Genomic DNA, 24,534 nt, shown 5'->3' on the forward strand with positions numbered 1-24,534 from the left:
ACCTTAAGGGGATTTGACTTTATGACTTTGCCGATGAGCTGGAATGAATGGGCGCAGCACGATGGCGTCGCGCTGGCGGGGCGCGTCCGCAAGGGCGAGCTGACGGCGAAGGAGCTGGCGCGCCAGGCCGCCGCCGGCGTTGCCAAGGTCAATCCGGCGCTGTCGGGCGTGGTCGAGCTGTTCGAGGACGTGATCGCCGATCCCGCCAAGGACGGCGCCAATCTCGCAGGTCCCTTCGCGGGCCTGCCATTCCTGATGAAGGACCTCGGGCCGACCATGAAGGGCCGGCTGCAGGAGATGGGCTCGCTCTTGATGCGAGGCAATCGCGCGAGCGCCGATACGTTCCTCACCGGCAAATTCCGCCAGGCGGGGCTCAACCTGATCGGGCGCACCACGACGCCGGAATTCGGCGTGTGCTCGTCGGCCGACAATCCCGCCGTCTACGTCACCCGCAATCCCTGGAATACCGACTACACCACCTGCGGCTCGTCGGCGGGCAGCGCCGCGATGGTCGCCGCGGGCGTGGTGCCGATCGCGCACGCGACCGATGGCGGCGGCTCGATCCGCATTCCCGCCGGCGTCAACGGCAATATCGGCCTGAAGGTGTCGCGCGGCGTGTTCTCGCTGGCGCCGCACATGTCCGACCTGACCGGCCTCGTCTCGATCCAGGGCTGCCAGTCGCGCAGCGTGCGCGACACCGCCGCCTTCGTCGATCACGCGCGGGGACCCGCGCCCGGCGAGTTCATGCCGTTCTGGACCACGGCGCAGCCTTACACCGAGATGATCAAGCGCGACCCGGCAAAGCTTCGCATCGCGCTGTCGCACACATGGGGCAATTACACCGCGACGCCCGAGATCGCCACTGAACTGGAGAAGGCCGGACGCTTCCTCGAAGGCCTCGGCCATCACGTCGACTACGCGCTGCCGGAGATCGACCTCCCCGCTGCCTTCGCGGCGCAGACCACCTGCTACATCTCGAACTTCGCGGTGGTGATCTCCAATATGCTCGCCGCGCGTGGACTGGAAAAGCCGCCGGATGACCTGATCGAGCCCATGAACATCCGCATCTGGGAAGCCGGGCGCCATACCAGCTTCGCCGAGCGGGCGAAGATGCAAGGAGTGTTCAACACGACCTCGCGCGGCTTCGGCAGCTTCTTCGAGCAATGGGACGTGATCCTGACCCCGATCACGGCGCTGCCGACGCCGAAGGTCGGCACCAGGGAATATCTCACCATCTCCGACAACCCTGATGTGCGCGACTGGTTCGAGAATCTCTGGCGCTTCTTCGCCTTCACGCCGCTCGCCAATCTCTGCGGCATGCCGGCGATCTCGATGCCGATGGCGGCGCAAGACCACGGCCTGCCGCTCGGCATCCAGGCCATCGCCAAGCAGGCCAATGACGGCCTGCTGCTGCAGCTCGCCGCCCAGATCGAGCGCGCGCTCGACGGCAAGTGGAACGGCGGCAAGAAGCCGAAGGTGCATGTGGGCTAGCAGGCGGTATCGCTCGACTCGAGTTGCGCTTCACGTCATCCTGGATGCTTCCGGTTTCCTGGAGCACACGAATGCAGGCCTATGAGATTCTCGAACGGTTGAGCACCTCGGAGGGACTTCCCACCGAGGCGATCCCGGTTTGCGAAGGTGAGCCGCAACGACCCCTGCCCTTGCGGCAGCGGCAAGAAATTCAAGAAGTGCTGCCTGAACGCCGATTTGGCTGGCTGAGCCGCGAAGGCACTAGAGCGGAATGGCTCTAGGTCGAATCGATTGGCGCGGCTCGGTCATGTCTCCCGCTTGCGGGAGAGGGAGCGCACCTCCGTCTTTGCAGCGATCAAGCCTCATTTCATCGCGCTCTAGTTCTTCACCACCGGAATGTCTTCCGTCGGCGGCTGCTGCTGGCCCTGCTTGTACATCGCGAGCGCCTTGTCGAGGGCTTCGCGCAGCGCAAGCGCTGCGGCCACACTGCAACGCAGATGCGCGGTCTGGACCACGTCGACCCTGACGGCGGCGCCGACCGGCATCAACAGGTTTGCGGCAAGCTCGATCTGGATCGCGCCGTTGTGGTGGCCGAAGCAGGATGCGCCGTCGAAATAGACGATCGGCGCCCGCTCCGAGCTGGAGCTCGAAATGGTGACGGGCCCCTGATTGGTGGCGGGCGTTTCGGGGTCGGCCATGGGCGCTCCTTGCTGTTCATCGACGAACGAAGCGCCCACCATCGGCGCTTCGGCGCGCCCTGTCGAGACCAAACCGCCCCGTGCGGGACCCATTCGGGGTTTTGCGCGAGCCGACACTGGTCTAGAACGTCCCTATGAGCACCCTACCGACCACGCTTGCCTTCGAGGAACTCGCCGAGGCCATCAAGGGCCGCCGCTCCGATTACGGCCACATCAGCGGGCTCCAGCTCGACCGCTTCGCGCCAGCCGAGGCGTGGTCGAGCCTGCCCTACCGGCCCGTCTTCGTCGGCGACACCGAGACCGGCGTGCTGCACGGCGGCGTCGTCACTGCGATGCTGGACGAGAGCTGCGGCATGGCGGTGCAACTTGCGCTCGACGGCACGCGCGCCATCGCAACCCTCGATCTGCGCATCGACTACCAGAAGCCGGCAACGCCAGGTCTCGACATCAAGGCGCATTCGGTCTGCTACCGCACCACGCGCTCGATCGCCTTCGTGCGCTCCACCGCCTATCAGGAGTCCGAAGACGATCCGGTCGCGACCGCAACCGCCTGCTTCATGATCGGTGCCAACCGCACCAACATGCTCGCCGACCGGCGGATGGATGTGCGCAGCATCCCGACGCTGGAGGCGCCGGAGGATCCGGACGGCCCCTTTGCGCGCAGCCCGTTCGCGCGCGCGCTCGGCATCCGCGTCAACGATGACGGCACGCTGACGATGCCGTTCTCGCCGCAGATCATCGGCAATCCGATCCTGCCCGCGATCCACGGCGGCATGACGGGCGCCTTCCTCGAGACCACCGCCATCGTCGGAGTGGCGCGCGAGCTCGGCACTGCGGCGCCGCCCAAGCCGATCGGCCTCACCGTCAACTATTTGCGCTCCGGACGCGCGCTCGACAGCTTTGCCGATGTCTCGATCGTGAAGCAGGGCCGCCGTATCGTCGCCTTCGAGGCGCGGGCCTGGCAGGACGATGCGACCAAGCCGATCGCCACCGCTTTCGGTCACTTCATGCTGCGCCCGACGCCTGGACGTGACGAGGAATAGGCCCATTTTGACTTGACGGCTGCGGTTCCGGCCAGAACGATAGCCCGCCTTTCACGAGAGGAATTGGATTGCGGCATCCGCTCGACATCGTCGCCATGTTCGCCGCACTCTGGCTGCTGGCGTCGATGGTCCTCGACGCGCTGACGCCGAAGGAGCTGACGGCGATCATGATCGGCATCGCGATCGGCCCCGCCATCGTCATCACCGCCGTGTTCTACTACCTGCGCTGCCAGCGAACGGATTTTGCGGTGATGTTCGCAGCGCTGTGGCTGATCTCCGATATCGCCATCGCGTTCATCTCGCCGAAGCAGCTGCCGCATTTCCTGATCGCGCTCGGCTTCGTGCCGGCGCTGCTGATCGGCATCGTGCTGCACTGGCAGACTTTCACCTCTCCCCGGCGGGGAGAGGCCGGATTGCGCAGCAATCCGGGTGAGGGGTCGCAGCTTCGGGAGAGGTGAACCACCGCGCCGGCCGACATCACCGCGGCAAGAGATTCGTCTTCGCGAGGTCCAGCACCTCGTCGCCGCGCCCGTTCATCACCGCGCGCAGCACCCAGAGGCTGAAGCCCTTGACCTGCTCGGCCGTGATGGTCGGCGGCATCGACAGCTCCTGCTTGGCGGTGACGACGTCGAGCAGCGCCGGCCCGTTATGCGCCAGCATTTCTTTCATCGCGCCCGGAAGCTCGCCGGGATCCTCGACGCGCTTGGCAAAGATGCCCATCGCGCGCGCCATCGCGGCGAAGTCCGGGTTCTCCAGGTCGACATTGGTGTCGACGAAGCCCGCGGCCTTCATCTCCAGTGCGACGAAGCCGAGCACGCCGTTGTTGAACACGACCACCTTCACCGGCAGCTTCTGTTGCGTCAGCGTGATCAGATCTCCCATCAGCATGGTGAAGCCGCCGTCGCCGGAGAGCGAGATGACCTGGCGCCCGGGCTGGGCGGCCTGCGCGCCGATCGCCTGCGGCATGGCGTTGGCCATCGAGCCGTGCACGAAAGAGCCGATCAGGCGGCGGCGGCCGTTCATGTCGAGATAGCGCGCCGCCCACACCGTCGGCGTGCCGACATCGGCAGTGAAGACGGCATCGTCGGAGGCATGGTCGCTGATGACCTTGGCGAGATATTGCGGATGGATCGGCTTGGCTCCGGGCGTGCCCTTGGCAAGCGAATCGAGGCCCTCGCGGGCTCTCTTGTAATGCACGACGGCGTCGTCGAGATGCTTGCGTTGCGTCTTCGTCTTGAGCAGCGGCAGCAGCGCCTCGATGGTGGGCTTGACGTCGCCGACGAGGCCGAGATCGATCCTGCAGCGCCGTCCCAGATTTTCCGGGCGGATGTCGATCTGCGCGACCTTCGCATCATCAGGGAAGAACTGCTTGTAGGGAAAGTCGGTGCCGAGCATCACCAGCGCGTCGCAGGCATGCATCGCGGCGTAGCCCGAGGAGAAGCCGATGAAGCCGGTCATGCCGACGTCATAGGGGTTGTCGTATTCGACATGCTCCTTGCCGCCGAGGGCGTGCACGATCGGGCTCTTCAGCGTTTCGGCGAGCTGCATCAAAGGTGCATGCGCGCCGGCGCAGCCGCGGCCGCAGAACAGCGTGATGCGCTCGGCGCCGTTGAGAAGATCGGCGAGTGCCTTCAGCTCGTCCGGCTGCGGCACGACCTTCGGCGGAGCCAGCGCAAGGCCGCGCGTCGTCGACAACGCGCGCTTCGGAGGACCACGGAACGCGACATCGCCGGGCATGGCGACGACGGCGACGCCGCGCAAGCCAACCGCCGCGCGAATCGCGTTCTCCAGGACGTAAGGCAGCTGGCTCGGGTCCGAGACCAGCTCGCAATAATGGCTGCATTCGCGGAACAGGTTTTGCGGATGCGTCTCCTGGAAATAGCCGCCGCCGATCTCGGCGGTCGGGATCTGCGCCGCGATCGCCAGCACGGGAACGCGACTGCGATGCGCATCGAACAGGCCGTTGATCAGATGCAGATTGCCGGGGCCGCAGGAGCCCGCGCAAACCGCGAGGCTGCCGGTCATCTCGGCTTCGCCGGCCGCAGCGAACGCAGCCACCTCCTCGTGGCGGACATGGATCCATTCGATCGTGCCGCGGCGGCGCAGCGCCTCAGTGAGGGCATTCAGGCTGTCGCCGACGATGCCGTAGATGCGCTTGACGCCGGCCTGTTCGAGCGTTGCCACGAACAGATCGGCCACGTTGTTGATCGCCATGTCGGTCTCCTGCTGCGCCGGCCACACTACCCGATGTATCAAAATCAGCATCGCGGCAATATGAGGCACAATAGGCTATGACAGGTTCACGGCTAGTTTATTGCGGTTCAGTCTTTCGCAATTGCCCGATCATAGGCGGTGATCGTCGCTTTCGCGCGCGCCGCGACGTCGGCCGCACTCATTCCGGGCTTGTAGAGACTGGAGCCGAGCCCGAAGGCGGTCACGCCGCCCTTGATGTACTCGGCAAAGTTCTGGTCGGAGACGCCGCCGACGGCGGCGATCATCACGCCTGATGGCAACACGGCGCGGATCGCGGCGATGCCGGACGCGCCGAGCACGCTCGCCGGAAAGAATTTCAGGCTCGAGGCGCCCGAGCGCGCCGCGAGCAGCGCCTCGGTCGGCGAGAACACGCCGGGCATGGTCACCATTCCGTGCTGATGCGCGCGCGCCAGCACCTCGGTGTCGACATTGGGCGAGACCATCAGCCTGCCGCCGACATCGTTGAGCCGATCGACATCTGCCGTGGTCAGCACCGTGCCGGCACCGATCAGCACACCAGCGGGCGCGAGCTTCACGGCAAGCCCGATCGAGCGGAACGGATCGGGTGAATTCAGGGGGATCTCGATCGCGGTCATGCCGGCCTCGATCAGCACGCCGATGATCGCTTCGGTCTCCTCGGGCTTGACGCCGCGCAGGATCGCGACCAGCGGACGCTGCATCGGCGGAAAGGGAACGCTCATCTCTCGCAGTCCTTCTACTTCGTCCAGATCGCGGCAGCCGCCATCGACAGGCCGCGGCGGACGGCTTCATCCGCGTCGACCGTGTTTGCGGTCACCGACAACGCCTCGAAAGCCAGCCGATACAGCACCGCAAGCCGCCCCGAGGCAATCAGCTGGACGCCCGCTTGCGGCACGGTGCCGGAGAGCCCCGCCGCCAGTTCGGCGCCGATCAACGTACCCGACAGCGTCTCACGTGCCGCTGCCGGCGTGCCGCCGAACAATAGCTGGCGCGACCGCGCGGTGAACAGCAGGTTGGCGGCGAAGGCCGGGGCGTCGAACGCGGCCTTCACGGCCGCCTTGAAGCTCGCGACGTCCTCGGCCTCATCGGCGCCCGCGACCGCGAGCGACAGGATGGTCTCGCGTGAGACCACGCTGAACAGCTCGCCGGTCATGAAGGTGGAGAAACGTTCCACGACGCCCTCCTTCACCCGAACCCATTTCGAATGCGTGCCGGGCATGCAGACCAGCGCCTCGCCCGCAGCATCGAGGCCGAGCGCGCCGAGTAGCTGCGTTTCCTCGCCGCGCATGACGTCCGGCGCGGCTGCGTCGCGCTGCGCGATGCCCGGCAGGATGCGGATGTCGCGCGCCTCGCCCGGCACGCGCACGGCCTGCTTCAGGACGGCCGAGAGCTTTGCCGGCGTGTCGACATAGCCGGCCTCGACCCAGCCGGTCTTGGCACCAGCCATGCCGCAGACGAGAGCCGGCAGATGTGCGGGCGCCTCGACCGCGGCAAGATGCGCTTGCAGCACGGCGGGAAAGCCGCTCCTAGCCGCCGCCAGCATGCCCTCGCCGCTGCGGCGTTCGGCCAGCACCTGACCGGCACGATCGACCAGCCAGAGCCGGAAGCTGCTGGTGCCCCAGTCCACCGCGACGTAGGCGGGTTCGGTCATGTCAGGTCTCGTCCTCGTCTCATGGCCAAGACGCCGTCCCGCGACACGTGAGACGATGTCCAGCAGGCTCCCGTCGAGATACCGGCTATTGAGCGGGCAAACCAGCCCTTTCTCTTCAATTTGGGGCTCCGTCGCGCTGGCACACCGCTTGCTGACGCAGCATTACTCAACTCCGTCAACGCGCGACAAGACGCGTCAAAATCAGATGAGGAAACCCATGGAGATCGGCTATTTCACGATGCCTTCGCACCCGCCGGAGTGCGGCCTGAAGGAAGGGAACGACTGGGACCTGCAGGTCATGCGCTGGCTCGACGAGCTCGGCTATCAGGAAGCCTGGGTCGGCGAGCACCACACCGCGCCCTGGGAACCCAACCCCACGCCGGACCTCTTGATTGCACAGGCCTTGATGCAGACCAAGAAGCTTCGCATCGGGCCGGGCGGCTTCCTCTTGCCTTATCACCACCCGGCCGAGCTGGCCAACCGCGTCGCCATGCTCGACCATCTCTCCGAGGGCCGGCTTAATTTCGGCGTTGCGGCTTCGGGCCTTCCGAGCGACTGGGCGATGTTCAACGTCGACGGCATGAGCGGACAGAACCGCGACATGACGCGCGAAGCACTGGAGATCATTCTCAAGCTGTGGACTGAACCGGCGCCCTTCACCCACAAGGGCAAGTACTGGACGGTGACCAAGCCGGACACGATGTTCGACTTCCTCAAGCCCCATATCAAGCCGCTGCAGGCGCCGCATCCGCCGATCGGCGTTGCGGGCCTGTCCAAGAACTCGGACACGCTGAAGCTCGCCGGCGAGCGCGGCTTCATCCCGATGAGCCTCAATCTCAATCCGGCCTATGTCTCCAGCCACTGGGACTCGGTCGAGATCGGCGCGGCCAAGACCGGCCGCAAGCCGAACCGGCAGGACTGGCGGCTGGTGCGCGAGGTGTTCGTTGCCGACACCGATGAGGAGGCGTGGCGGCTCTCGACGGGCGACATGATGGGGCGGATGATGAGCGAGTACTTCCTGCCGCTGCTCGGGCATTTCGGCTTCAAGGATTATCTGAAGCACGCCCCTGACGTGCCCGACAGCGACGTCACGGTCGAGTATTGCGCCAAGCGGAACTGGATCGTCGGCTCGCCCGCAACCGTCGCCGAGAAGATCGAGAAGATCTACGACGAGGTCGGCGGCTTCGGCGTGCTGCTCGTGTTCGGCTTCGACTACAAGCACAAGGCGGAAGCCTGGCATCACTCGCTCTCGCTGCTGAAGAACGAGGTGATGCCGCGCCTTGCGCATCTCGGCTCCGCGAAGAAGGCGGCTTGACCGCCAGCATGATCCGGAAAAGTGCGTAGCGGTTTTCCGAAGAGATCATGCTAGACTCTTAGCGCCGGGTGCGGCGCGATCGTGCCGCACCCGCTTTCATTTCGGAGATTTCCGCGTGACGGTGGACGCCAATTCCTTCGACGCCAAGCATTTCAAGCAGGCGATGCGCCAATGCGCCGGTGCCGTGGCGCTGGTGACGGTGGGCGCCGAGCACGGCAAGCGCACGGGGCTGACCGTGACCTCAGCCTGCTCGTTGTCGGACAAGCCGCCCTCGCTGATCGTCTGCGTCAACCGCAACGCCAGCGCCCATGCCCGCATCCGCGAGGAAGGTGCTTTCGCCGTCAACTTCCTGCACGAGGATCACGCGCTGCTCGCCCTCACCTTCAGCGGCCAGAAGGGCGTCAACGGCGACGATCGCTTCGCCTTCGGGCAATGGATGCGTGGCGTGACCGGCGCACCGGTGCTGGCGGATGCGGTGGCTGCGTTCGACTGCGTGCTGGCGCAGGAGTTCGAGACGACAACGCATTCGATCTTCGTCGGCGAGGTGCGCGGCGTATCACATGCAGATGCGGCCAAGCCACTTGTCTATCTGCGCGGCAATTTCCACACCCCGCACGAGATCCGCGAGACCGTCGCGCTCGGCGACCTCGACGCGCGGCATCTAAGCTGGACGGATTTTTCGTGACCTAGAACAGATCATATCCAGGCGTGAGGATGCCGGCCGGATCGTGACGGCGTCTGGCTTCGCGCAGTAACGGCCATCTTGGACCGAAATGATCCGCCCAATCCTGTGACGACATGGCAAGCGCGCTCACCGGGTACAGCACGCCGCCGGCGCTGCGAATGCGATCGTAAACAGCCCGATTGCGCGCGATCTGCCGGTCGGCATTCTCCTTGTCCGCGGAGGATGGGATGCGGATGAGATTGAACGGGAACACGACGCGCTCATCGGGCAGCCGAAGCAGGGGCGTGCGGCAGCTGTCCGTGAGCATCGGATAGTAAGTGACCCGCCCGAACGGACCGAGATCATCGCTGTTCAACCCGGCAATGACCTCGCTCGCGATCTCCAGTGCGTTGCTGCCGCGCAAATAGGTCAGAAGCCAGGGATGCGGATTGAACCATTGGCCGTTCGACCGCAGCAGCTTTTCTAGCTTGGCGAATGCGTTGGCGTCGTCGCCAAAGGTCAGGTCGGAGACAGTCTCGTGCTTGTCGGAGAGCCCAGCGAGCAAAGCCTTATCGGCGGGAGGCGCGCTGCTGTCGTAGAAGACACCAGCCTCCAATTGATAGCGCCAGCCGCCGGCGCCGTCGGGCACGACAGCGCCCTGCAACTGGTCGAAGCGCGCCTCGTCGAGGGCACGCCGCTGATCCGCCGTCAGTGAAGCAAGATCGGGATAGGACAGCAGATAACGCCTGACACGTTCGGGCGCGCGCATCAATCGAAGCGTGGCCCGGGTGATGATCGCGCATTGCGCCAGCCCGGCGCGAACGGCGTCGAGCAGGTCAGCCTGCGCCGTCGGGGAGCAGGTCAGCTCCACGCCTTCGCCGGTGACGACATCCAGTTCCAGAACCTGGTCGGTCTGGAGCCCGTGCCGGGACGACGACCCGCCAATTCCGCCGACGGCAAGCGTGCCGCCGATGGACAGGCCGAGGTAGTTGGTCAGCACCGGTGGCACGAGCCCTTTGGCCAGCGTTGCCTCCAGCACCGCGTGCCAGGTCGCACCGGCATCCACCACGACACGGTCGGGTTCGATCCGGTGGATCGATGCGAGCGCGGTAAGGTCCATGACGATGCCGTCGTCGGCCATCGCCCGGCCATAGGTGGCATGCCCCTGCCCGCGCGCTGCAACCTTCAGCCCCTGTTCCCTTGCCCAGCGCAGAATATCGGCGATCTCGGAGCTCGACGTGGGCTTGCAGACGGCCCGCGGCTGCCTCTGAACGATGTGGCCAAAATCCTGCGCCGCAGCCGCGCGGGATTTCGCGTCGTCCGCAAGCAACGCCTTGGGCGGTCGCGGGTCGCGCGAGCCCGGCGATTGTGCGGCAAGGGTGGCCGAAGCCAGCGTCGCCGTGACGCCGACGCCCGCGTGCAAGAGTGTCCGTCGATTGGGAGTCATGGTGCAGTCCTCTGCGCCCTCGCCGGGCGGATGGGCCCCTGCGCTTCAAGTTGCGATCGACTGCTCGCCGGGACAACCGGCGCATCGCGAGATAGACATTCCCGCCAATCGAGAGAATGCGTTCCCGCGTGTCGGCTCAAAGCCGCTCGTGCTTCAATCTCTCCGCCAGCAGGTCAACGAAGAGGTGCGTCTTGGCCGGCGGTATCGCACTCGGCGGAAACACGGCGCGCACGGGCGTTCGCGGCGCCTCGTACGCCTCCAGCACGATTTCGAGCGCGCCCTGATCGACGAGATCGCGGATCTGCCAGAACGGCCCGTATCCGACACCGAGGCCATGACGAGCGGCGGCATGCGCAGCAGTCATGTTGTCGGTGTGAAAGCGGCCGTTCACCGGCACGATCGCCGCGCGGCCGTCGACCTGAAAGCGCCATGTGTCCACTTCGCCGCGACCGGTCCTGCGCAGGATGCATTGATGGTCGGCAAGATCGCTCGGATGAAGCGGGTGGCCACGACACGCGAAATAGTCGGGCGCGCCGTAGACAACCGTGCGCAGCTCGCCCAACCGCCGGGTCTTCAGCGACGAGTCCGGCAATTCCCTGATCCGCACGGCGAGATCAAAGCCGTCGCCGACGACGTCGACAGGCCGGTCGGACATGTTGACGTCGACTTCGATCTGCGGGAAGCGCGCCATGAACTCGGCGATCACGGGCACCATATGGGTTGAACCGAACAGGACCGGTGCTGCGACCTTGAGCAGTCCCGACGGCTCGTCGCGCCGGTTCGCAGCCTCGAGCCGCGCTTCGGTGATTTCCGCAAAGGCCGGTTTGACGCGGCGATAGAACGCCAGTCCCGCTTCGGTCGCCACTGACTGCCGCGTGGTCCGCCGCACCAGTTCCACGCCGACGCTCTGTTCCAGCGCGGCCAGCGCGCGGTTCACCGATTGCAGCGACCGCCCCAATTGCCGGGCGGCGGCGGTCTGGCTGCCAGCCTCGACGACAGCCAGGAAGACTTCGATCTCCTCCATCGCGTGTGCTCCTCTTGCTCCGTCGGGAATGTATGTTCGCGGCAACGCAATTGCCGCCCTGGAATCGATCTGCGAAAGTCGATCAGGAGCCGGGCAGCGTCCGGGTTCCAGCAGAGGCCCGCGAGCGCGCTAGAACGAGATCTTCAATTGCTTGATCTTGCGATAGAGCGTGGCCCGGCTGAGTTTCAGCGCCCGCGCTGCGTCGGTGACGCGGCCGCCGTGCTTGCGCAGGGCCTCGACGATCGTTGCGCGCTCGGCCGCTTCGAGATCGGGCTCCGCAGCCCGTCCGCCGAATGGCGGCAGATCGAGATCGGCATCGGTGATGACGCCGTCTTCCGCCGTGCAGCCGGCTAGCCGCAGCACGTGGCGGAGCTGGCGCATGTTGCCAGGAAACGGATAGGCCGCGAGCTGCGACCATGCCTCGTCCGAGAGCCGGCAGCTCGGCGCCTCCTCGCGTGCGATCTGGTGGATGATGTCGGCGCGGTCGGCACGCTCGCGCAGGGCGGGCAGGCGCACCTCGATGCCGCGCAGGCGAAAATAGAGGTCGGCGCGGAAGGCCCCCGCTTCGGCCATGTGGCCGAGATCGCGATGCGTGGCGCTGATCAGGCGAATGTCCACGGCGACAGGCTTGAGCGCGCCGAGCGGCCAGACCTCGCGGTTTTCCAGAACGCGCAACAGGCGCGTCTGCAAGCCGATCGGCATGTCGCCGATCTCGTCGAGGAACAGCGTGCCGCCGTCGGCCTGCACGATCAGGCCCTTCGAGCCCTCGCGCCGCGCGCCGGTGAAGGCGCCCGCCTCGTAGCCGAACAGCTCGGCGTCGATCAGGCTTTCCGGCATCGCCGCGCAATTGAGCGCGACATAATTGTTGCGCGCGCGGTTGCTCGCGCCGTGAATAGCCCGCGCGAACACGTCCTTGCCGACGCCGGTCTCGCCATGCAGCAGCACCGGCAGATTGTGATCGCCGACGCTTCGGAGCCGCTTGACGTTGCGGATCAGGCCGGGGTCGCGGCCGGCAAGCCGATGCAACGCGTCGAAGCGATCGACCGGCGCATCGCGGCGCGGCGCCTGCGATCGCGCACGCAGAGGCGGAGCAACATGCCCCTGCCCTAACGGACGGCCATCGCCATGGTGCAGCTCGACAATCTCGCCGGCGCCACGCGTGGCGTGATGATCGAACTTGACGTAGCGCGACAGATCAATGCCGGAGGCAATCATGCCGTCGGTGAGACCCAGCAGCGCACGCGCGGAACGGCAGGCGCCGACGACGCGCCGATCGTCGTCATAGGCGATGAGGCCACTGCCGCCGTCACCGGGCACGGTGGCGATCCAGGCGTTGCGGAAATGGCCGCGGAAGATCGCGCCCTCCATCCGCCGCGTCGCCTCCATCGTCACCGCGAGTGCAAGCTGATGCGCGGCGCGCTCCAGATCCTCGCGACAGGAGGTGATGTTGACGGCACCGGCAAGCCGGCCGGCCTGATCGAACAGCGGCGCCACCGCGCAGGAAAAGATGTGCCATTGCGCGCGAAAATGCTCGTCGCGATGCACCAGGATCGGCTTCTCCTCCGCGAGCGCGGTCCCTAGCCCATTGGTGCCCTCGAACGTCTCGGCGAAGTTCGAGCCGGTGTAGATCTTCCAGTCCAGAAACATCCTTGCGTCGGCTTCGCCCGGCAGACGGCTGAGCAGCATGGTCGCGTTCGCATCCGCGAGATTGACGCAGTAGCCGGCGTCGCGCAGCACACGGGCGAGATCGTCGAGCTCGGGCGTGACGAGCCGGATCGTCTCCTCCATCGGCCCGGCGACATGGCGGATCTCGGCTTCGGTGAGCGTCTGCGGCGGGCCCTGGCGGGCGGGATCGAGCTTGTGGCTGATCAGGCAGCGCCGCCACGAATTGGCAATCCGCGAGGAGGCATCGACGTCCGCCACGTGATTGGCGACGGACAAGACACGGGCGACATGGTTCGAGGCCGAAAGGCTGGCCATCGCGGACGTCTCCACCCTGTATAATTGTGCAAAGTCTGGCAGCACGGGCGGGGATGTCAATCGGGAACCGGGAACGCAGCTATTGCTGCACCGCCCTCACCACGTGTCGATGCACGGCCGCTTCTTCTCCGTCCGCGCCGGCGGCTTCGGCACCGACCTGAGCCCCGCCATGATCCACCGCCGCGTCTGGGCGGGGTCGATGACGTTGTCGATCTCGAACACCGAGGCGATCGAGACCGCCTTGCCGTTGGCATAGAGCTCGGCGACCTTGTTGCGGTAATAGGTCTCGCGCTCCTCGGGATCGGCGATCGCCTCCATCTCCTTGCGGAAGCCGAGGCGGACATAGCCCTCCAGGCCCATGCCGCCGAACTCGCCCGTGGGCCAGGCCGCGGTGAAGAACGAGGCGTGGAAGCCGCCGCCGATCATCGACTGCGCCCCTAAGCCATAGCCCTTGCGCAGGACGATGCCGAACAGCGGCACGGTGAGGCTCGCGCCTGTGACGAACATGCGCGAGACGTGGCGCACGATCGCGGTCTTCTCGGCTTCCGGGCCGACCATGAAGCCGGGCGTGTCGCAGAGCGAGACGATCGGCAGGTCAAAGGCGTCGCAAAGCTGCAGGAAGCGCGCGGCCTTGTCGCCGGCATCGGCATCGATGGCGCCGCCGAGATGGCGCGGGTTGTTGGCGATCAGGCCAAACGGTTTTCCTTCGATGCGGATCAGCGCGGTGATCATGCCGACGCCGTAGTCGCGGCGCAGCTCCAGCACGCTGTCCTTGTCGGCGACGAGGTCGATCACGCTGCGGATGTCGTAGACGCGCAGGCGGTTCTCGGGGATGGCGCGGCGGAGCAGACGCTGGTCGGCAGCCTCCCACTCCGTCACCGCGCCCTGGAAATAGGACAGGTATTTTTGCGCGACGGATGTCGCTTCCTCTTCGTCTTCGACGAGGATGTCGATGACGCCGTTGGGCGACTGGAATGAGACGGGGCCGACCTCGGCCGGATGATAGACGCCGAGGCCGCCGCCCTCGATCATGGCGGGGCCGCCCATGCCGATCGAGGCGTTCCTGCTGGCGATGATGACGTCGCAGCAGCCGAGCATCGCGGCGTTGCCGGCGAAGCAATAGCCGGAGACGACGCCGATGACAGGCACGAGGCCGGAGAGCCTTGCGAACTGCACGAAGGAGGGACCGTCGAGGCCGGTCATGCCGAGCCGGTCGGTATCGCCGGGCCGGCCGCCGCCGCCCTCGGCGTAAAACACCAGCGGCACGCGCCAGTCTTCCGCCAGCGTCAGCATGCGGTCGATCTTCTTGTGGTTCATGTGGCCCTGCGTGCCCGCGAGCACGGTGTAGTCGTAGGCCACGACGATGCAGCGCGCGCCTTCGGGGCCGAATTTCTCGGCATTCACCGTGGCGACGCCCATGACGAGGCCGTCGGCCGGCGTATTCTTGATGAGGTCGTCGAGCCTGCGCCGGCGCCGCTGCGCCGCGATCGCGAGGCTGCCGTACTCCATGAACGAGCCGTCATCGACCAGCTGGGCAACGTTCTCGCGCGCGGTGCGCTGGTTGGTGTTGCGGCGGCGCTCGACCGCAGCGGGGCGGTTCTCGTCGAGCGTGTTGGCCTGGCGCGCGATCAGCTCGGCGAGGTCGGGGCGGATATGGTCGAGATCGACATCGGCTTCCGCCGCTGCGCTATCGGCGGCGACGTCGAGCGGCTCGAGGTACAGGATCGGCTCGCCGTGCATCAGCGTGACCCCGTCACCGGCGACGAGTTTTGTCACCCGGCCGCCCCGCTCGGCCATCACCAGATGCTCCATCTTCATGGACTCGATCACGGCGAGTTGCTGGCCGGGGCGGACGATCTCGCCTTCCCTCACCTGGATGGTGACGATGGTGCCTTGCAGGGGCGCCGCGACCATCACCGTGCCTTCGGGCACGGCTTGCGCGACGTGCGCCTCCACGCTGTGGCCACCGCTGCGCTCGGCCGCCGCGAAATAAAGCGGCTTGGCGGCGCCATCCGATGCTTCCACGAGCTTGGCAATGTTGCGGTCGATGAAATCGGTCGCGATACGGTTGGTCCTGAAATCGGGATGCGCGAGCACCGCCTGGAGGAAGGCGATGTTGGTGACGACGCCGTCGATCCGGAACTCGCGCAAGCCACGCGAGGCTTTCGCGACCACGTCATGCCAGGCCTCGCTTGGCGTGTGCACGATCACCTTGGCCAGCAGCGAGTCGAAGGCGGCACTGGTCTTGTATCCGGCATAACCGAAGCTATCGACGCGAACACCGGGGCCCGACGGCGGCTCGAACACGGCAAGCACGCCGCCGGTCGGATGCGTGGCGCCGGTCTCGTCCAGCGTCTCCATGTTGACGCGAAGCTGCATGGCATGGCCGCGCGGCTTCGGGATCGAATCCTGCGCAAGACCGAGCGAGGCCAGCGTGCTGCCTGCGGCGACCGCGAGCTGGGCGCGGACGAGATCGACGTCGAGCACCTCTTCGGTCACGGTGTGCTCGACCTGGAGCCGCGGATTGGCCTCGATGAAAGCGAAGCTGTCCTCGGCGGTGCCGTCCACCAGAAACTCGAACGTGCCGAGATTGTCGTAAGACGCCGCACCCGCCAGCTGCTTTGCCGCTTCGATGATGCGGCCGCGCAGGGGATCGCTCAGCGACGGGCTCGGCGCGACCTCGACCAGCTTCTGGTGCCGGCGCTGGATCGTGCATTCGCGCTCCCAGAGATGGGAGATCGCGCCATGGCGATCGCCGATGATCTGCACCTCGATGTGACGCGCCTGCCGGATCAGCCGCTCGGCATAGACGCCGTCGAAGCCGAACGCCGCCTTGGCCTCGGACTGGCAGCGCGCATAGGCTTCCGCCAGGTCTGCCGCATTCTCCACCACCCGCATGCCACGGCCGCCGCCGCCCGCCATCGCCTTGATCACGATCGCCGCATTGCTGCCGAGCGAGGCGAAGAACGCGGTGATCTCCTCGAGGCTCGACGGCCCGCTGGTGCCGGCGATGATCGGCACACCGCAGCGTTTTGCCAGTTGCCGTGCCGCGACCTTGTCGCCGAACAGTTCGAGCGCCGCCGCCTTCGGCCCGACGAAAGTGATCCCTGCGTCCGCGCAGGCCTTTGCAAATGCCGCGTTCTCGCTGAGGAAGCCATAGCCGGGATGCACGGCATCGCACGCTGTGCTCTTCGCTGCTTTCACCACGGCCTCGATATCGAGATAGGCCCGCGCGCCGCGGCCGGGGATCTCGATCGCCTCGTCCGCGACGCGCACGTGCAGCGACAGCGCATCGTCGGCGGGATGGATCGCGACCGTCGCGATGCCGGCATCGGCCGCCGCGCGTGCGATGCGGATGGCGATCTCGCCGCGATTGGCGATCAGGAGCTTCTTGAACGACATCGTCTCTCTCACTGGACGGCAGGAGGATTTGGGTTGAGGTCCTGCTTCCTGACCTTGCCCGTCGCCGTCAGGGGCAGCGCATCGATAATGCGGACTTCCGGAACCTTGTAGACGGCCATGCGCTCGGCGCACCAGGCGCGCAGTTCCTGCTCCGAGACCGTGCCGATCGCTTCCGGCTTGAGCTGGATGTAGGCGACCGGCACCTGGCCCTTGTCGGGATCGTCACGGCCGACCACGCCCGAGCCCAGCACCTTCGGATGCTGCCCCAGCAGCGCCTCGATCTCCGGCGGAAACACGCTCATGCCCTTGACCTTCAGCATCTCCTTGCGCCGGCCGAGGAAGTGCAGAAAGCCGTCCTTGTCGATGGTGCCGATATCGCCGGTGCGCAACCAGCCGTCGACGAGCGATTCCGCGGTTGCCTCCGGCTTGTTCCAGTAGCTCTTGAGAAGCGACGGCGTACGCACGCGGATCTCGCCTTCGGCTCCCAGCGGCAGCAGCGCGCCGGTCTCGAAATCGGTGATCTTGAACTCGGCGCCGGGGACCGGCAGGCCGACGAAGATCGGCTGGCTGTTGAGGTCGAAATCTCCGTCCTGAAAGCCAGCGGTGAAGGTATTGGAGGTGTGCGTCTCGGTCATGCCCCAGGCCGCCTCCATCAGAATCGTGCCGGTGAGATCCTTCCAGCGCCTGCGATAGTCGGCGTTGAGCTTCTTGACGAAGGAGACCACGCGCACCTGTTTCAGCGACGACAGGTCGAACTCGCTCCAGCGCGGATGGTCCATCATCTCGACCGCGCTGTCGACCGGCATCGCCGTGATCGTGACCTTGTATTTGTCGATCGCGGCCATCGCACCGACGGCGTCCCAGCGCGCGAGCAGAACCAGCGTGCCGCCTGAGAACAGCGGAAAGATCAGGCCGGAATTCTCGCCCGCAATCCAGAACTCCGGAAAGAACGACAGGAACACGCTGCTCTCGTCCGAGGGAAGCGAGATGCCGTAATTGGCGGCGGCCGTGTAGACCATGTCGCGATGGGTATGGACGCAACCCTTGGGCATCCCGGTGGTGCCGCCGGTGTAGTTGAGCGCGGCGACATCATCGAGGCGAGGCGGCGGCAGCGGGGTCGGTGCGGGCATTGCCGCAAGCGCCGGCAGGAGATCAGTTGCGCCGGAGACCGCGACGCGCGGCGTGCGGATCGAGTCCGGCGCTGGAAACGCAGGTGCCGCCGGCACGACATCGGCAAAGCTGGTGACGATGATCTCGCGCAACCGCACCTCGCCGCGGACCTGATCAACGATAGGCATGAGCTGGTCGAGCGCCACGATCACCTCGGCCTGGGTGTCGTTGAGCTCGTAGGACAATTCGAACGCGCGCGACAAAGGACTGACGGGAACGTGGACCGCGCCGAGCTTCAGGATACCGAAGAACACGATGTGGAATTGCGGGCAGTTCGGCAGGAAGACGGCGACACGATCGCCCTTGCGCACGCCCTTCTGCTGCAACAGCGCCGCAAAGCGATCGCTCTGCCGATCGAGATCGGCATAGGTGGTCACATGGCCGTAGAAGATCACGGCGGGCCGCTCCGGACTCCGCTTCGCCCAGGTGCGCAGATATTCCGTCAGAGGAACTTCGCCATGCAGATAGTTCGGCGAGCGCGGCAGGCCCGCCGGCCAGGCCTTGTCCCACAGGCCGCGCAAGGTGGCGAGGTAGTCCTTCTCGTCGAGGCCCGTGTTCATGACGTCCTTCCCGTGTTGCTTTTCTTTTCGGGACGGCACGCACGTGCCGTCAGTCGACGTCGTTACACGTCGAGCACGGCAGACTTCATGTCAAGAAAAACAGTCTCCGCATCATGGCCGATGCCGCGACGCGGAAAAAGATGACCGTACAGCGCTTCAGCTACGCCGCCCGCACGCCCGCGACGAAGGTGCTGACCTCGTCCTGCAGCGATTGCAGCTTCTGCGTCAGCCGGCCGCTCGATTGCAGCACGCGACCGGCGGCCTGTCCGGTCTCGGCGGTCGCATCAGTGACGCCGGAGATGTTGTGCGAGACCTGGTCGGTGCCGGAGGCCGCCTCCTGCACGCTGTGCGCGATCGCCTTCGTCGCGGCGCCCTGCTCCTCGACCGCGGCGGCGATCGACGAGGAGATCTCGTTGACCTCCATGATGGTGGCGCGGATGCTTTCGATGTTGCCGACGACCTGATTGGTTTCGGCCTGGATCGCGGTGATCTGCGCGCCGATCTCGTCGGTCGCCTTCGCGGTCTGGCTCGCCAGCGACTTCACCTCGCTCGCGACCACCGCAAAACCCTTGCCGGCTTCGCCGGCGCGCGCCGCCTCGATGGTGGCGTTGAGCGCGAGCAGATTGGTCTGCGAGGCGATCTGGTTGATGAGGTCGATGACCTCGCCGATCTTGTGCGCGGCGGCGGCAAGGCCTTGCACGGTGTCGTTGGTGCGCTGGCCGTCGGCGGCGGCCTTGTCGGCCACTGTCGCGGCTTGCGCCACGCGCTGGCTGATCTCGGCGATCGAGGTCGACAATTCGCCGGCGGCGGAGGCCACCGTCTGCACATTGCTCGAGGCCTGCTGGCAGGCGGTGGCGACGAAGCTGGCCCGGTCGCTTGCCTTGTTCGCGGTTTCCGACATGCCCTGCGCGGCCTGCTGCATCGCGCGGGCCTCCTCGAAGACGTCGCGGACGACGGCCTGGACGCTCGCCTCGAACTTGCCGGCGAGGTCGGCCATCGCCTTGCGCTTCTCGTCGTCGGCCTTCTGCTTCAGCTCCTGCTGCTCGGCATGCATCCGGCTCACCGCCGATGCATTGTCCTTGAACACGGCGAGCGCCTTGGCGAGGCCGCCGACCTCGTCGCGGCGGTCGGCGTAGGGCACGTCGAAGGCGCTGTCGCCGGCGGCAAGGCGCTCGGTCAGCGCGGTGATGCGGGCCAGCGGCCTGGTGACGCTGCGGCCGATCAGGAACGAGGCGCCGAGCACCACGACCAACACCGCGAGACAAATGTAGGCGAAGGTCATCGCGTTCTGGCGGAAGGCGGCGTCGACATCGTCGAGATAGATGCCGGTGCCGATGATCCAGCCCCAGGGCGCAAAGCCCTTCACATAGGAGATTTTCCCGACCGGCTGGTCGAAGCCGGGCTTCGGCCAGAGATAGCCGTAGAAGCCCGCACCGTGCTTGGTGACGACGTCGACGAAGCCCATGAACAGCGCATTGCCGGCGGGATCCTTCATGGCGGAGAGATCCTTGCCGTCGAGCTCGGGCTTGATCGGATGCATGACCATCTTGGGGGTCATGTCGTTGATCCAGAAATACTCGACCTTGTCGTAGCGCAGGCTCTTGATCTCGGCCATCGCGCCGGCCTGGGCCTGCTCGCGCGAGAGTTTTCCTTCGCTCTCGAGCTTCTGGTAATGCGCCAGGATGCCGTAACCGACATCGACCATCTGCTGCGTCTTGGCCTGACGGTCGGTGACCATCTGTGCGCGCAGGGTCGAGAGGGCGACCGGCGCCAGGGCGATCATGCCGAGGAGGCTGATGCCGACAATCAGGACCAGCTTGAAACTGATGCGGGAGAAAATCATCGGTGCTCACAGGAATTGGAAGGGCTGATATGCCAGATTATCCCGTGTCCCTTAGCAAAGCTTTAAGCATTCGGGTTCCCGAGGCTCCCGAAATTGCGCGGAGAGAGCGATGCGGCATGCTGGTGTGGCCACGAGACAAGCGAGACCGACGTCCCAAGATACGAATTCTTCCAATGTAGAACACCTCGACATTGCCTCTTCGCGCGTTGACTTGGAGAGCTCTCTGGCGGAACGATCGGCGCAGATCATCCGCGCCAGCGCTGGCGTGAGCGCAGCCGGAGGCCAGAGGCACAATGCATCGATCGACATACACCAGGCCCCTCGATCTTCCTGCGCTGGGCGCAGCGGAGCGGCTCTTTATCTGGGGATTTCGGGCGAAGGCACGCAGCGGAAGCGCCGTCCCGACGGCGGACGATATCAAGCAGGTGTACGACCATTTTCGCGTCGGCGATGCCGTGCTGTCGCTGGAAGCCGTCATCGAGATCTTTGCCTGCACCGCGCATACCGCGATAGAGGTGCACTGCCCCACCTGTCCGCGCATGTCCGACAGCGAGCACGGCATCTTGCGCGCGATTGCCGCAGCCCAGCAGGACCGCGTCGATGTCGCGCGCGAGCAGTTCGAGCGCTGGCTGCCGCCGGTCGGCGCCGATTGGGCGCTCGCGCCGGTCCAGGGGCTCGCAACGATCTTCCGCATGGCCGGCCTCATCCTGCCCGACCGGCACGTGCAGTCTTTCCAGCATGACCGGATGATGGCGATGAAGAGCTGGTTCGTCGGCAGCACGACGTTGCATTGACGAGATCGTTCACGATGCGGGCCATTTGCGATTCTGCGCCGACGTCGGACGCGGGCGAGCCGCTGCTCTGTCCACTTCAAGCCGCGCTTGCGACCCGGCCGGACATCGACAGCTACGATGATTTTTCCCGCCTCGCGCTGGCGCTGCTCCGCTTCATCGGAGCGGCCTATGCAACCGGCGCATCGGATTGCTGGGAAGCGGCCTATCGCGTTGCCGAGGAAGCCCCCGGCATCGCCGACAGCCCGTTGCTGGTCGCGCGCGCGGCAGCGCTCGTCAGGATCCTGCGCAGGGAGCGGCCCTGCAAGCTATGCTTCATGCCGCCGTCCTGCAGGCGGCTTTCCAAGGACGAGGCGGAATTGATGCGCCTGCTGGCGGTCGCACGCCGCAAGCAGCCGGGCGAGCTCGGGTCGGTGGTCTGCCAATTCGTCGGCTCCGGCAAGGAAGATGCGGCGACACGGGCCGTCAACGCGCTTGCGCTTTGCTGAGGGCTTGACAGCCAATGTTCGCATATCCCTCTTGAGAATTGATCGCCGGAAGGCTCTGATGGGGTACGGAGGAGAAATCCGTGCTGCACCCCCGGGACCTGAACGGCATGACGATGTCGATCGAGCAATTGTGGAGCCTGCCGGAGACCGCGCTGGTCGGCGCCTATGCCGAAGCGCGGCGCCGCTATGTCGAGAAGAAGTTCGAGCGCGACACCCAGCGGGCCCGACTGGAATGGATGCGTGCGAAGCTCTTCGTCAACACGTCCGGCGGCGTGACCGAGCGCAGGATGGCGGTCGACGTCTCGGAGGAGCTGGCGCGCAAGGGCCAGGAGGTGCGCGAGATGACACGCGACCTCGACATGCTGAAGATCGACGTCGACGTGATCGATACGATGATCCGGCTTCGCGGCGCGCATGGCGCTCTCCCGATCCATGCGGACGAGCCGGCCGAGAGCCCGGCCGAGCCGGAGGTTGAATGAGATGGTGGCATTCCGCGGCAGCTGCCTCTGCGGCGAGGTCGCCTTCGAGGTCGATGCTCCGTTCGACCGTTTCCTCAACTGCCATTGCTCGCGCTGCCGCAAGGCGACGGGGACCGCACATTCCTGCGAGGTGATCGTGAAGGCAGAGGCTGTTCGCTGGCTGCGCGGTGAAGCATCCGTCGGGCGCTTCGACCTGCCCAACGCGCGGAGCTTTGCCACCGCGTTCTGCAGGACCTGCGGCAGTCCGATGCCGCATCTCACCCGCAGCGGACGCGAAGCGATCATCCATGCCGGCGCATTCGACGAGCCGTTGCGGACAACACCCGATCGGCACGTGCAGTGGGCATCACGCGCGGACTGGTATGTGCACGGCGACGGATTGCCGGTCGAGGACTGAGATTCAGCTTCCCGCATGCGCACCGTGGCGACGATGATAGGCGCTCGGCGTGGGCCAGGTCCAGCCCTCCAGGGCCGTTCGATCCGGCTCGAAGATTTCGATCTTGAGCGGATGGCATGCCGCCGCATCGCTGGAATGGGTTGCGCTGCAGTCTCCACCGGGACAGGCCGACAACGCGCCGAGCAGGTCGATCTCCGCGAAGAGCTCGATGAAGTCGCCGGGGCGGACCGGGCTTGCCTTCATGAAATATTGATGGGTGTCCTTGCTGAAGCCGGTGCACATGAAGACGTTGAGCACGTCGTGGACATGATGCTCCACCGCATGCGGCTCCATCTTCAGTTCGGTCGCCAGCGCACGCGACAGGTTGGAGTGGCAGCAAAAATCGTAAACCGTGCCGTTCAGCAGCAGATTTGTATAGGGATCGCATCGCGTGCCGATCACATCGTGAATGCCGGCGCCGTCCGCGTCGAAGCCGTACCAGCCGAGCGTATCGTGACTGATGGTCGCCATCGGCCGAAGATAGGGCATGTTGCTCCAGAGCCGGTCGCCGATGCCGACATGCGTGCCATGGAGCGCCCGCGTTTTGCCGCTGAAGAAACGCTCGGAGAGATCGTCCGCGTTCCAGAGATTGAGGTCGCCGACCTGAGGGCCTTCGATGCTGACGATGCGGAAGAACTGGCCTCGCGCCACGCGAAAGGCACGGGCATCGCGCGGCGGCACGATGAGCTCGTGCGTCTTGACCGCCGCACGGCGGGCGGCTTCGAGCGTGGCCATATCCGGCCCGGGCATCGTCCCGGCCGGATAGACGATGGCCGGCTTGGCGGCGCGGCGCGAAGCGGCATCAGCGGGGGCGGGTGGGATATTTGGAGGCATTGTTCAGTCTCGGATCGATTCAGCAAGAGAAGGGCGGTGACTGACGGCGGAAGCGGTTGACCCTACCGCCTTGCCTCAGCCGCCCGCAACACACCCCTCCATGATCCCGTCAAGCTCGGCCTTCGAGAGCACGCCGAGCTCGGCGATGAAGACGATCCGTGTCCGCGGCACGCCTTGCGGCGGCGCCTCGCCTGGCGCGAGCGTGGCGCGGCCGCCGGCGAACTGGAACACCATCTGGCGTCCGGGCTGCTCGACGGTCTCGAACAGGCCCTTGGCGCGTGCCAGCTTCGGCGCAAGGCGGCCGATGGCCTGCTGCAGACGCGGCAGCGAGACCGGGTGATCGGAGGTCCAGCTCAGCGTCTCGAAGCGTTCCTCCGCCGGCCGTTTCGGTCCCGGATCGCGCGGCGCAGGCGCGCGGTCGGCGGTCGTGGGAAACAGCAGCGCGGACGGAATCTCGCCATGGCGTGCGTCGACCACCACCGCGGGCACGCGCTGCGCGCGGATGGCTTCGCGCATCCGCGTCCCCGCGTCCGCGCCCGCAAGATCGAGCTTGCTCAGCGCCACGATATCTGCGACGCGCAATTGCGACCGCAGCAGCGCGTCGTCCATGGCCGATGGCGGCGTCCCCGCATCCAAAACGCAGAGCACCGTCTCCAGCGGCGCCTCGCGCAGGATCACCGGGTCCATCAGATTGCGCACGATGTCGGCGGGATCGGCGACGCCGCTGGTCTCGATGACGATATGGTCGGGCTTCGGATCACGCCGCAGCAGCGTCGAAAGCGTACGGAGCAGATCGCCCTCGAGCGAGCAGCAGATGCAGCCATTGGCGAGGCTGACCACGCCGTCGCTCGCACCCACGATCAGCTCCGCATCGATGTTGATGGCGCCGAAATCGTTGACGATGGCGGCGATCCGCCGCCCGTCCGCGTGCGCCAGCAGATGGTTGACGACCGTGGTTTTGCCGGCCCCGAGGAAACCCGTCACCAGGAGAACCGGGACCGGCATGG

At 66.1% G+C, this 24,534-nt stretch carries 22 protein-coding genes; 10 read left to right on the top strand and 12 right to left on the bottom strand.

Annotation, left to right across the window (positions count from 1 at the left end):
- Positions 1-21: 21 nt before the first annotated feature.
- Both N2604_RS35255 and N2604_RS35260 read left to right on the top strand, forming a co-directional pair.
- Positions 22-1,491: an amidase gene (locus N2604_RS35255; protein ID WP_260372541.1), complete on the top strand. Its 1,470-nt coding sequence runs from the start codon at positions 22-24 to the stop codon at positions 1,489-1,491.
- Positions 1,492-1,638: 147 nt separating this feature from the next.
- Complete coding sequence (locus N2604_RS35260) at positions 1,639-1,719, top strand: SEC-C metal-binding domain-containing protein (RefSeq protein WP_409241755.1); 81 nt, start codon at positions 1,639-1,641, stop codon at positions 1,717-1,719.
- 128 nt (positions 1,720-1,847) lie between these two features.
- Here the strand turns inward: N2604_RS35260 and N2604_RS35265 are convergent, their stop codons facing one another.
- Positions 1,848-2,168: a hypothetical protein gene (locus N2604_RS35265; protein ID WP_260372542.1), complete on the bottom strand. Its 321-nt coding sequence runs from the start codon at positions 2,166-2,168 to the stop codon at positions 1,848-1,850.
- 134 nt (positions 2,169-2,302) lie between these two features.
- Here N2604_RS35265 and N2604_RS35270 point away from each other — a divergent pair, with 134 nt between their 5' ends.
- Together N2604_RS35270 and N2604_RS35275 are read left to right on the top strand one after the other, a co-directional pair.
- Complete coding sequence (locus N2604_RS35270; protein ID WP_260372543.1) at positions 2,303-3,211, top strand: PaaI family thioesterase; 909 nt, start codon at positions 2,303-2,305, stop codon at positions 3,209-3,211.
- A gap of 68 nt (positions 3,212-3,279) precedes the next feature.
- A complete protein-coding gene (locus tag N2604_RS35275; protein WP_260372544.1) occupies positions 3,280-3,669 on the top strand; it encodes a hypothetical protein in 390 nt (129 codons plus the stop codon).
- A gap of 19 nt (positions 3,670-3,688) precedes the next feature.
- On the opposite strand, the gene poxB is transcribed toward N2604_RS35275, so the two are convergent.
- The 3 genes from poxB to N2604_RS35290 form a co-directional block, all read right to left on the bottom strand.
- Positions 3,689-5,425 carry a ubiquinone-dependent pyruvate dehydrogenase gene (gene poxB, locus N2604_RS35280; RefSeq protein ID WP_260372545.1) on the bottom strand — a complete coding sequence of 579 codons (1,737 nt, stop codon included), beginning with the start codon at positions 5,423-5,425 and terminating at the stop codon, positions 3,689-3,691.
- A 107-nt stretch (positions 5,426-5,532) separates the two neighbouring features.
- Positions 5,533-6,165, bottom strand: a complete 633-nt coding sequence (locus N2604_RS35285) for a 2-dehydro-3-deoxy-6-phosphogalactonate aldolase (RefSeq protein ID WP_260372546.1) — start codon at positions 6,163-6,165, stop codon at positions 5,533-5,535.
- Positions 6,166-6,179: 14 nt separating this feature from the next.
- A complete protein-coding gene (locus N2604_RS35290; protein ID WP_260372547.1) occupies positions 6,180-7,094 on the bottom strand; it encodes a 2-dehydro-3-deoxygalactonokinase in 915 nt (304 codons plus the stop codon).
- Positions 7,095-7,311: 217 nt separating this feature from the next.
- Here N2604_RS35290 and N2604_RS35295 point away from each other — a divergent pair, with 217 nt between their 5' ends.
- Both N2604_RS35295 and N2604_RS35300 read left to right on the top strand, forming a co-directional pair.
- Positions 7,312-8,409: an LLM class flavin-dependent oxidoreductase gene (locus N2604_RS35295; protein ID WP_260376377.1), complete on the top strand. Its 1,098-nt coding sequence runs from the start codon at positions 7,312-7,314 to the stop codon at positions 8,407-8,409.
- A gap of 115 nt (positions 8,410-8,524) precedes the next feature.
- Positions 8,525-9,094 carry a flavin reductase family protein gene (locus N2604_RS35300; protein WP_260372548.1) on the top strand — a complete coding sequence of 190 codons (570 nt, stop codon included), beginning with the start codon at positions 8,525-8,527 and terminating at the stop codon, positions 9,092-9,094.
- 1 nt (position 9,095) lies between these two features.
- Here N2604_RS35300 and N2604_RS35305 read toward each other — a convergent pair whose 3' ends face one another.
- The 6 genes from N2604_RS35305 to N2604_RS35330 all read right to left on the bottom strand — a co-directional run bounded on the left by N2604_RS35305 (position 9,096) and on the right by N2604_RS35330 (position 20,499).
- Complete coding sequence (locus N2604_RS35305; protein WP_260372549.1) at positions 9,096-10,520, bottom strand: FAD-binding protein; 1,425 nt, start codon at positions 10,518-10,520, stop codon at positions 9,096-9,098.
- Between the two features lie 136 nt (positions 10,521-10,656).
- On the bottom strand, positions 10,657-11,544 hold the full coding sequence (locus N2604_RS35310) for a LysR family transcriptional regulator (protein ID WP_260372550.1): 888 nt from the start codon (positions 11,542-11,544) through the stop codon (positions 10,657-10,659).
- Positions 11,545-11,673: 129 nt separating this feature from the next.
- A complete protein-coding gene (locus N2604_RS35315) occupies positions 11,674-13,524 on the bottom strand; it encodes a sigma-54-dependent Fis family transcriptional regulator (RefSeq protein ID WP_260372551.1) in 1,851 nt (616 codons plus the stop codon).
- A gap of 96 nt (positions 13,525-13,620) precedes the next feature.
- Positions 13,621-16,926, bottom strand: a complete 3,306-nt coding sequence (locus tag N2604_RS35320; protein ID WP_260372552.1) for a carboxyl transferase domain-containing protein — start codon at positions 16,924-16,926, stop codon at positions 13,621-13,623.
- A gap of 8 nt (positions 16,927-16,934) precedes the next feature.
- Positions 16,935-18,656 carry an AMP-binding protein gene (locus tag N2604_RS35325; RefSeq protein WP_260372553.1) on the bottom strand — a complete coding sequence of 574 codons (1,722 nt, stop codon included), beginning with the start codon at positions 18,654-18,656 and terminating at the stop codon, positions 16,935-16,937.
- Positions 18,657-18,816: 160 nt separating this feature from the next.
- On the bottom strand, positions 18,817-20,499 hold the full coding sequence (locus N2604_RS35330; protein WP_260372554.1) for a methyl-accepting chemotaxis protein: 1,683 nt from the start codon (positions 20,497-20,499) through the stop codon (positions 18,817-18,819).
- 293 nt (positions 20,500-20,792) lie between these two features.
- Here N2604_RS35330 and N2604_RS35335 point away from each other — a divergent pair, with 293 nt between their 5' ends.
- The 4 genes from N2604_RS35335 to N2604_RS35350 all read left to right on the top strand — a co-directional run bounded on the left by N2604_RS35335 (position 20,793) and on the right by N2604_RS35350 (position 22,654).
- A complete protein-coding gene (locus N2604_RS35335; RefSeq protein WP_260372555.1) occupies positions 20,793-21,293 on the top strand; it encodes a hypothetical protein in 501 nt (166 codons plus the stop codon).
- 14 nt (positions 21,294-21,307) lie between these two features.
- Positions 21,308-21,778 carry a hypothetical protein gene (locus N2604_RS35340; RefSeq protein ID WP_260372556.1) on the top strand — a complete coding sequence of 157 codons (471 nt, stop codon included), beginning with the start codon at positions 21,308-21,310 and terminating at the stop codon, positions 21,776-21,778.
- A gap of 80 nt (positions 21,779-21,858) precedes the next feature.
- Positions 21,859-22,257 (top strand): hypothetical protein, encoded by a 399-nt coding sequence (locus tag N2604_RS35345; protein ID WP_260372557.1) that lies wholly within the window; start codon positions 21,859-21,861, stop codon positions 22,255-22,257.
- Between the two features lies 1 nt (position 22,258).
- Complete coding sequence (locus N2604_RS35350; RefSeq protein WP_260372559.1) at positions 22,259-22,654, top strand: GFA family protein; 396 nt, start codon at positions 22,259-22,261, stop codon at positions 22,652-22,654.
- Between the two features lie 3 nt (positions 22,655-22,657).
- Here the strand turns inward: N2604_RS35350 and N2604_RS35355 are convergent, their stop codons facing one another.
- Complete coding sequence (locus N2604_RS35355; RefSeq protein ID WP_260372560.1) at positions 22,658-23,527, bottom strand: DUF1989 domain-containing protein; 870 nt, start codon at positions 23,525-23,527, stop codon at positions 22,658-22,660.
- Positions 23,528-23,602: 75 nt separating this feature from the next.
- The gene (locus N2604_RS35360; RefSeq protein ID WP_260372561.1) at positions 23,603-24,532 is read right to left on the bottom strand and encodes a GTP-binding protein; all 930 of its coding nucleotides are present in this window, start codon (positions 24,530-24,532) and stop codon (positions 23,603-23,605) included.
- Between the last annotated feature and the right edge of the window lie 2 nt (positions 24,533-24,534).

This window comes from Bradyrhizobium sp. CB1015, from assembly GCF_025200925.1.
Taxonomy (GTDB): Bacteria; Pseudomonadota; Alphaproteobacteria; order Rhizobiales; family Xanthobacteraceae; genus Bradyrhizobium.

What these genes read in the sequence shown, in the direction of transcription:
- N2604_RS35255 (WP_260372541.1), top strand. Translation starts at nt 22, where the DNA reads ATGACTTTGCCGATGAGCTGGAATGAATGGGCGCAGCACGATGGCGTC.
- N2604_RS35265 (WP_260372542.1), bottom strand. Translation starts at nt 2,168, where the DNA reads ATGGCCGACCCCGAAACGCCCGCCACCAATCAGGGGCCCGTCACCATT.
- N2604_RS35270 (WP_260372543.1), top strand. Translation starts at nt 2,303, where the DNA reads ATGAGCACCCTACCGACCACGCTTGCCTTCGAGGAACTCGCCGAGGCC.
- poxB (WP_260372545.1), bottom strand. Translation starts at nt 5,425, where the DNA reads ATGGCGATCAACAACGTGGCCGATCTGTTCGTGGCAACGCTCGAACAG.
- N2604_RS35285 (WP_260372546.1), bottom strand. Translation starts at nt 6,165, where the DNA reads ATGAGCGTTCCCTTTCCGCCGATGCAGCGTCCGCTGGTCGCGATCCTG.
- N2604_RS35290 (WP_260372547.1), bottom strand. Translation starts at nt 7,094, where the DNA reads ATGACCGAACCCGCCTACGTCGCGGTGGACTGGGGCACCAGCAGCTTC.
- N2604_RS35295 (WP_260376377.1), top strand. Translation starts at nt 7,312, where the DNA reads ATGGAGATCGGCTATTTCACGATGCCTTCGCACCCGCCGGAGTGCGGC.
- N2604_RS35305 (WP_260372549.1), bottom strand. Translation starts at nt 10,520, where the DNA reads ATGACTCCCAATCGACGGACACTCTTGCACGCGGGCGTCGGCGTCACG.
- N2604_RS35310 (WP_260372550.1), bottom strand. Translation starts at nt 11,544, where the DNA reads ATGGAGGAGATCGAAGTCTTCCTGGCTGTCGTCGAGGCTGGCAGCCAG.
- N2604_RS35315 (WP_260372551.1), bottom strand. Translation starts at nt 13,524, where the DNA reads ATGGCCAGCCTTTCGGCCTCGAACCATGTCGCCCGTGTCTTGTCCGTC.
- N2604_RS35320 (WP_260372552.1), bottom strand. Translation starts at nt 16,926, where the DNA reads ATGTCGTTCAAGAAGCTCCTGATCGCCAATCGCGGCGAGATCGCCATC.
- N2604_RS35325 (WP_260372553.1), bottom strand. Translation starts at nt 18,656, where the DNA reads ATGAACACGGGCCTCGACGAGAAGGACTACCTCGCCACCTTGCGCGGC.
- N2604_RS35330 (WP_260372554.1), bottom strand. Translation starts at nt 20,499, where the DNA reads ATGATTTTCTCCCGCATCAGTTTCAAGCTGGTCCTGATTGTCGGCATC.
- N2604_RS35335 (WP_260372555.1), top strand. Translation starts at nt 20,793, where the DNA reads ATGCATCGATCGACATACACCAGGCCCCTCGATCTTCCTGCGCTGGGC.
- N2604_RS35340 (WP_260372556.1), top strand. Translation starts at nt 21,308, where the DNA reads ATGCGGGCCATTTGCGATTCTGCGCCGACGTCGGACGCGGGCGAGCCG.
- N2604_RS35350 (WP_260372559.1), top strand. Translation starts at nt 22,259, where the DNA reads ATGGTGGCATTCCGCGGCAGCTGCCTCTGCGGCGAGGTCGCCTTCGAG.
- N2604_RS35355 (WP_260372560.1), bottom strand. Translation starts at nt 23,527, where the DNA reads ATGCCTCCAAATATCCCACCCGCCCCCGCTGATGCCGCTTCGCGCCGC.
- N2604_RS35360 (WP_260372561.1), bottom strand. Translation starts at nt 24,532, where the DNA reads ATGCCGGTCCCGGTTCTCCTGGTGACGGGTTTCCTCGGGGCCGGCAAA.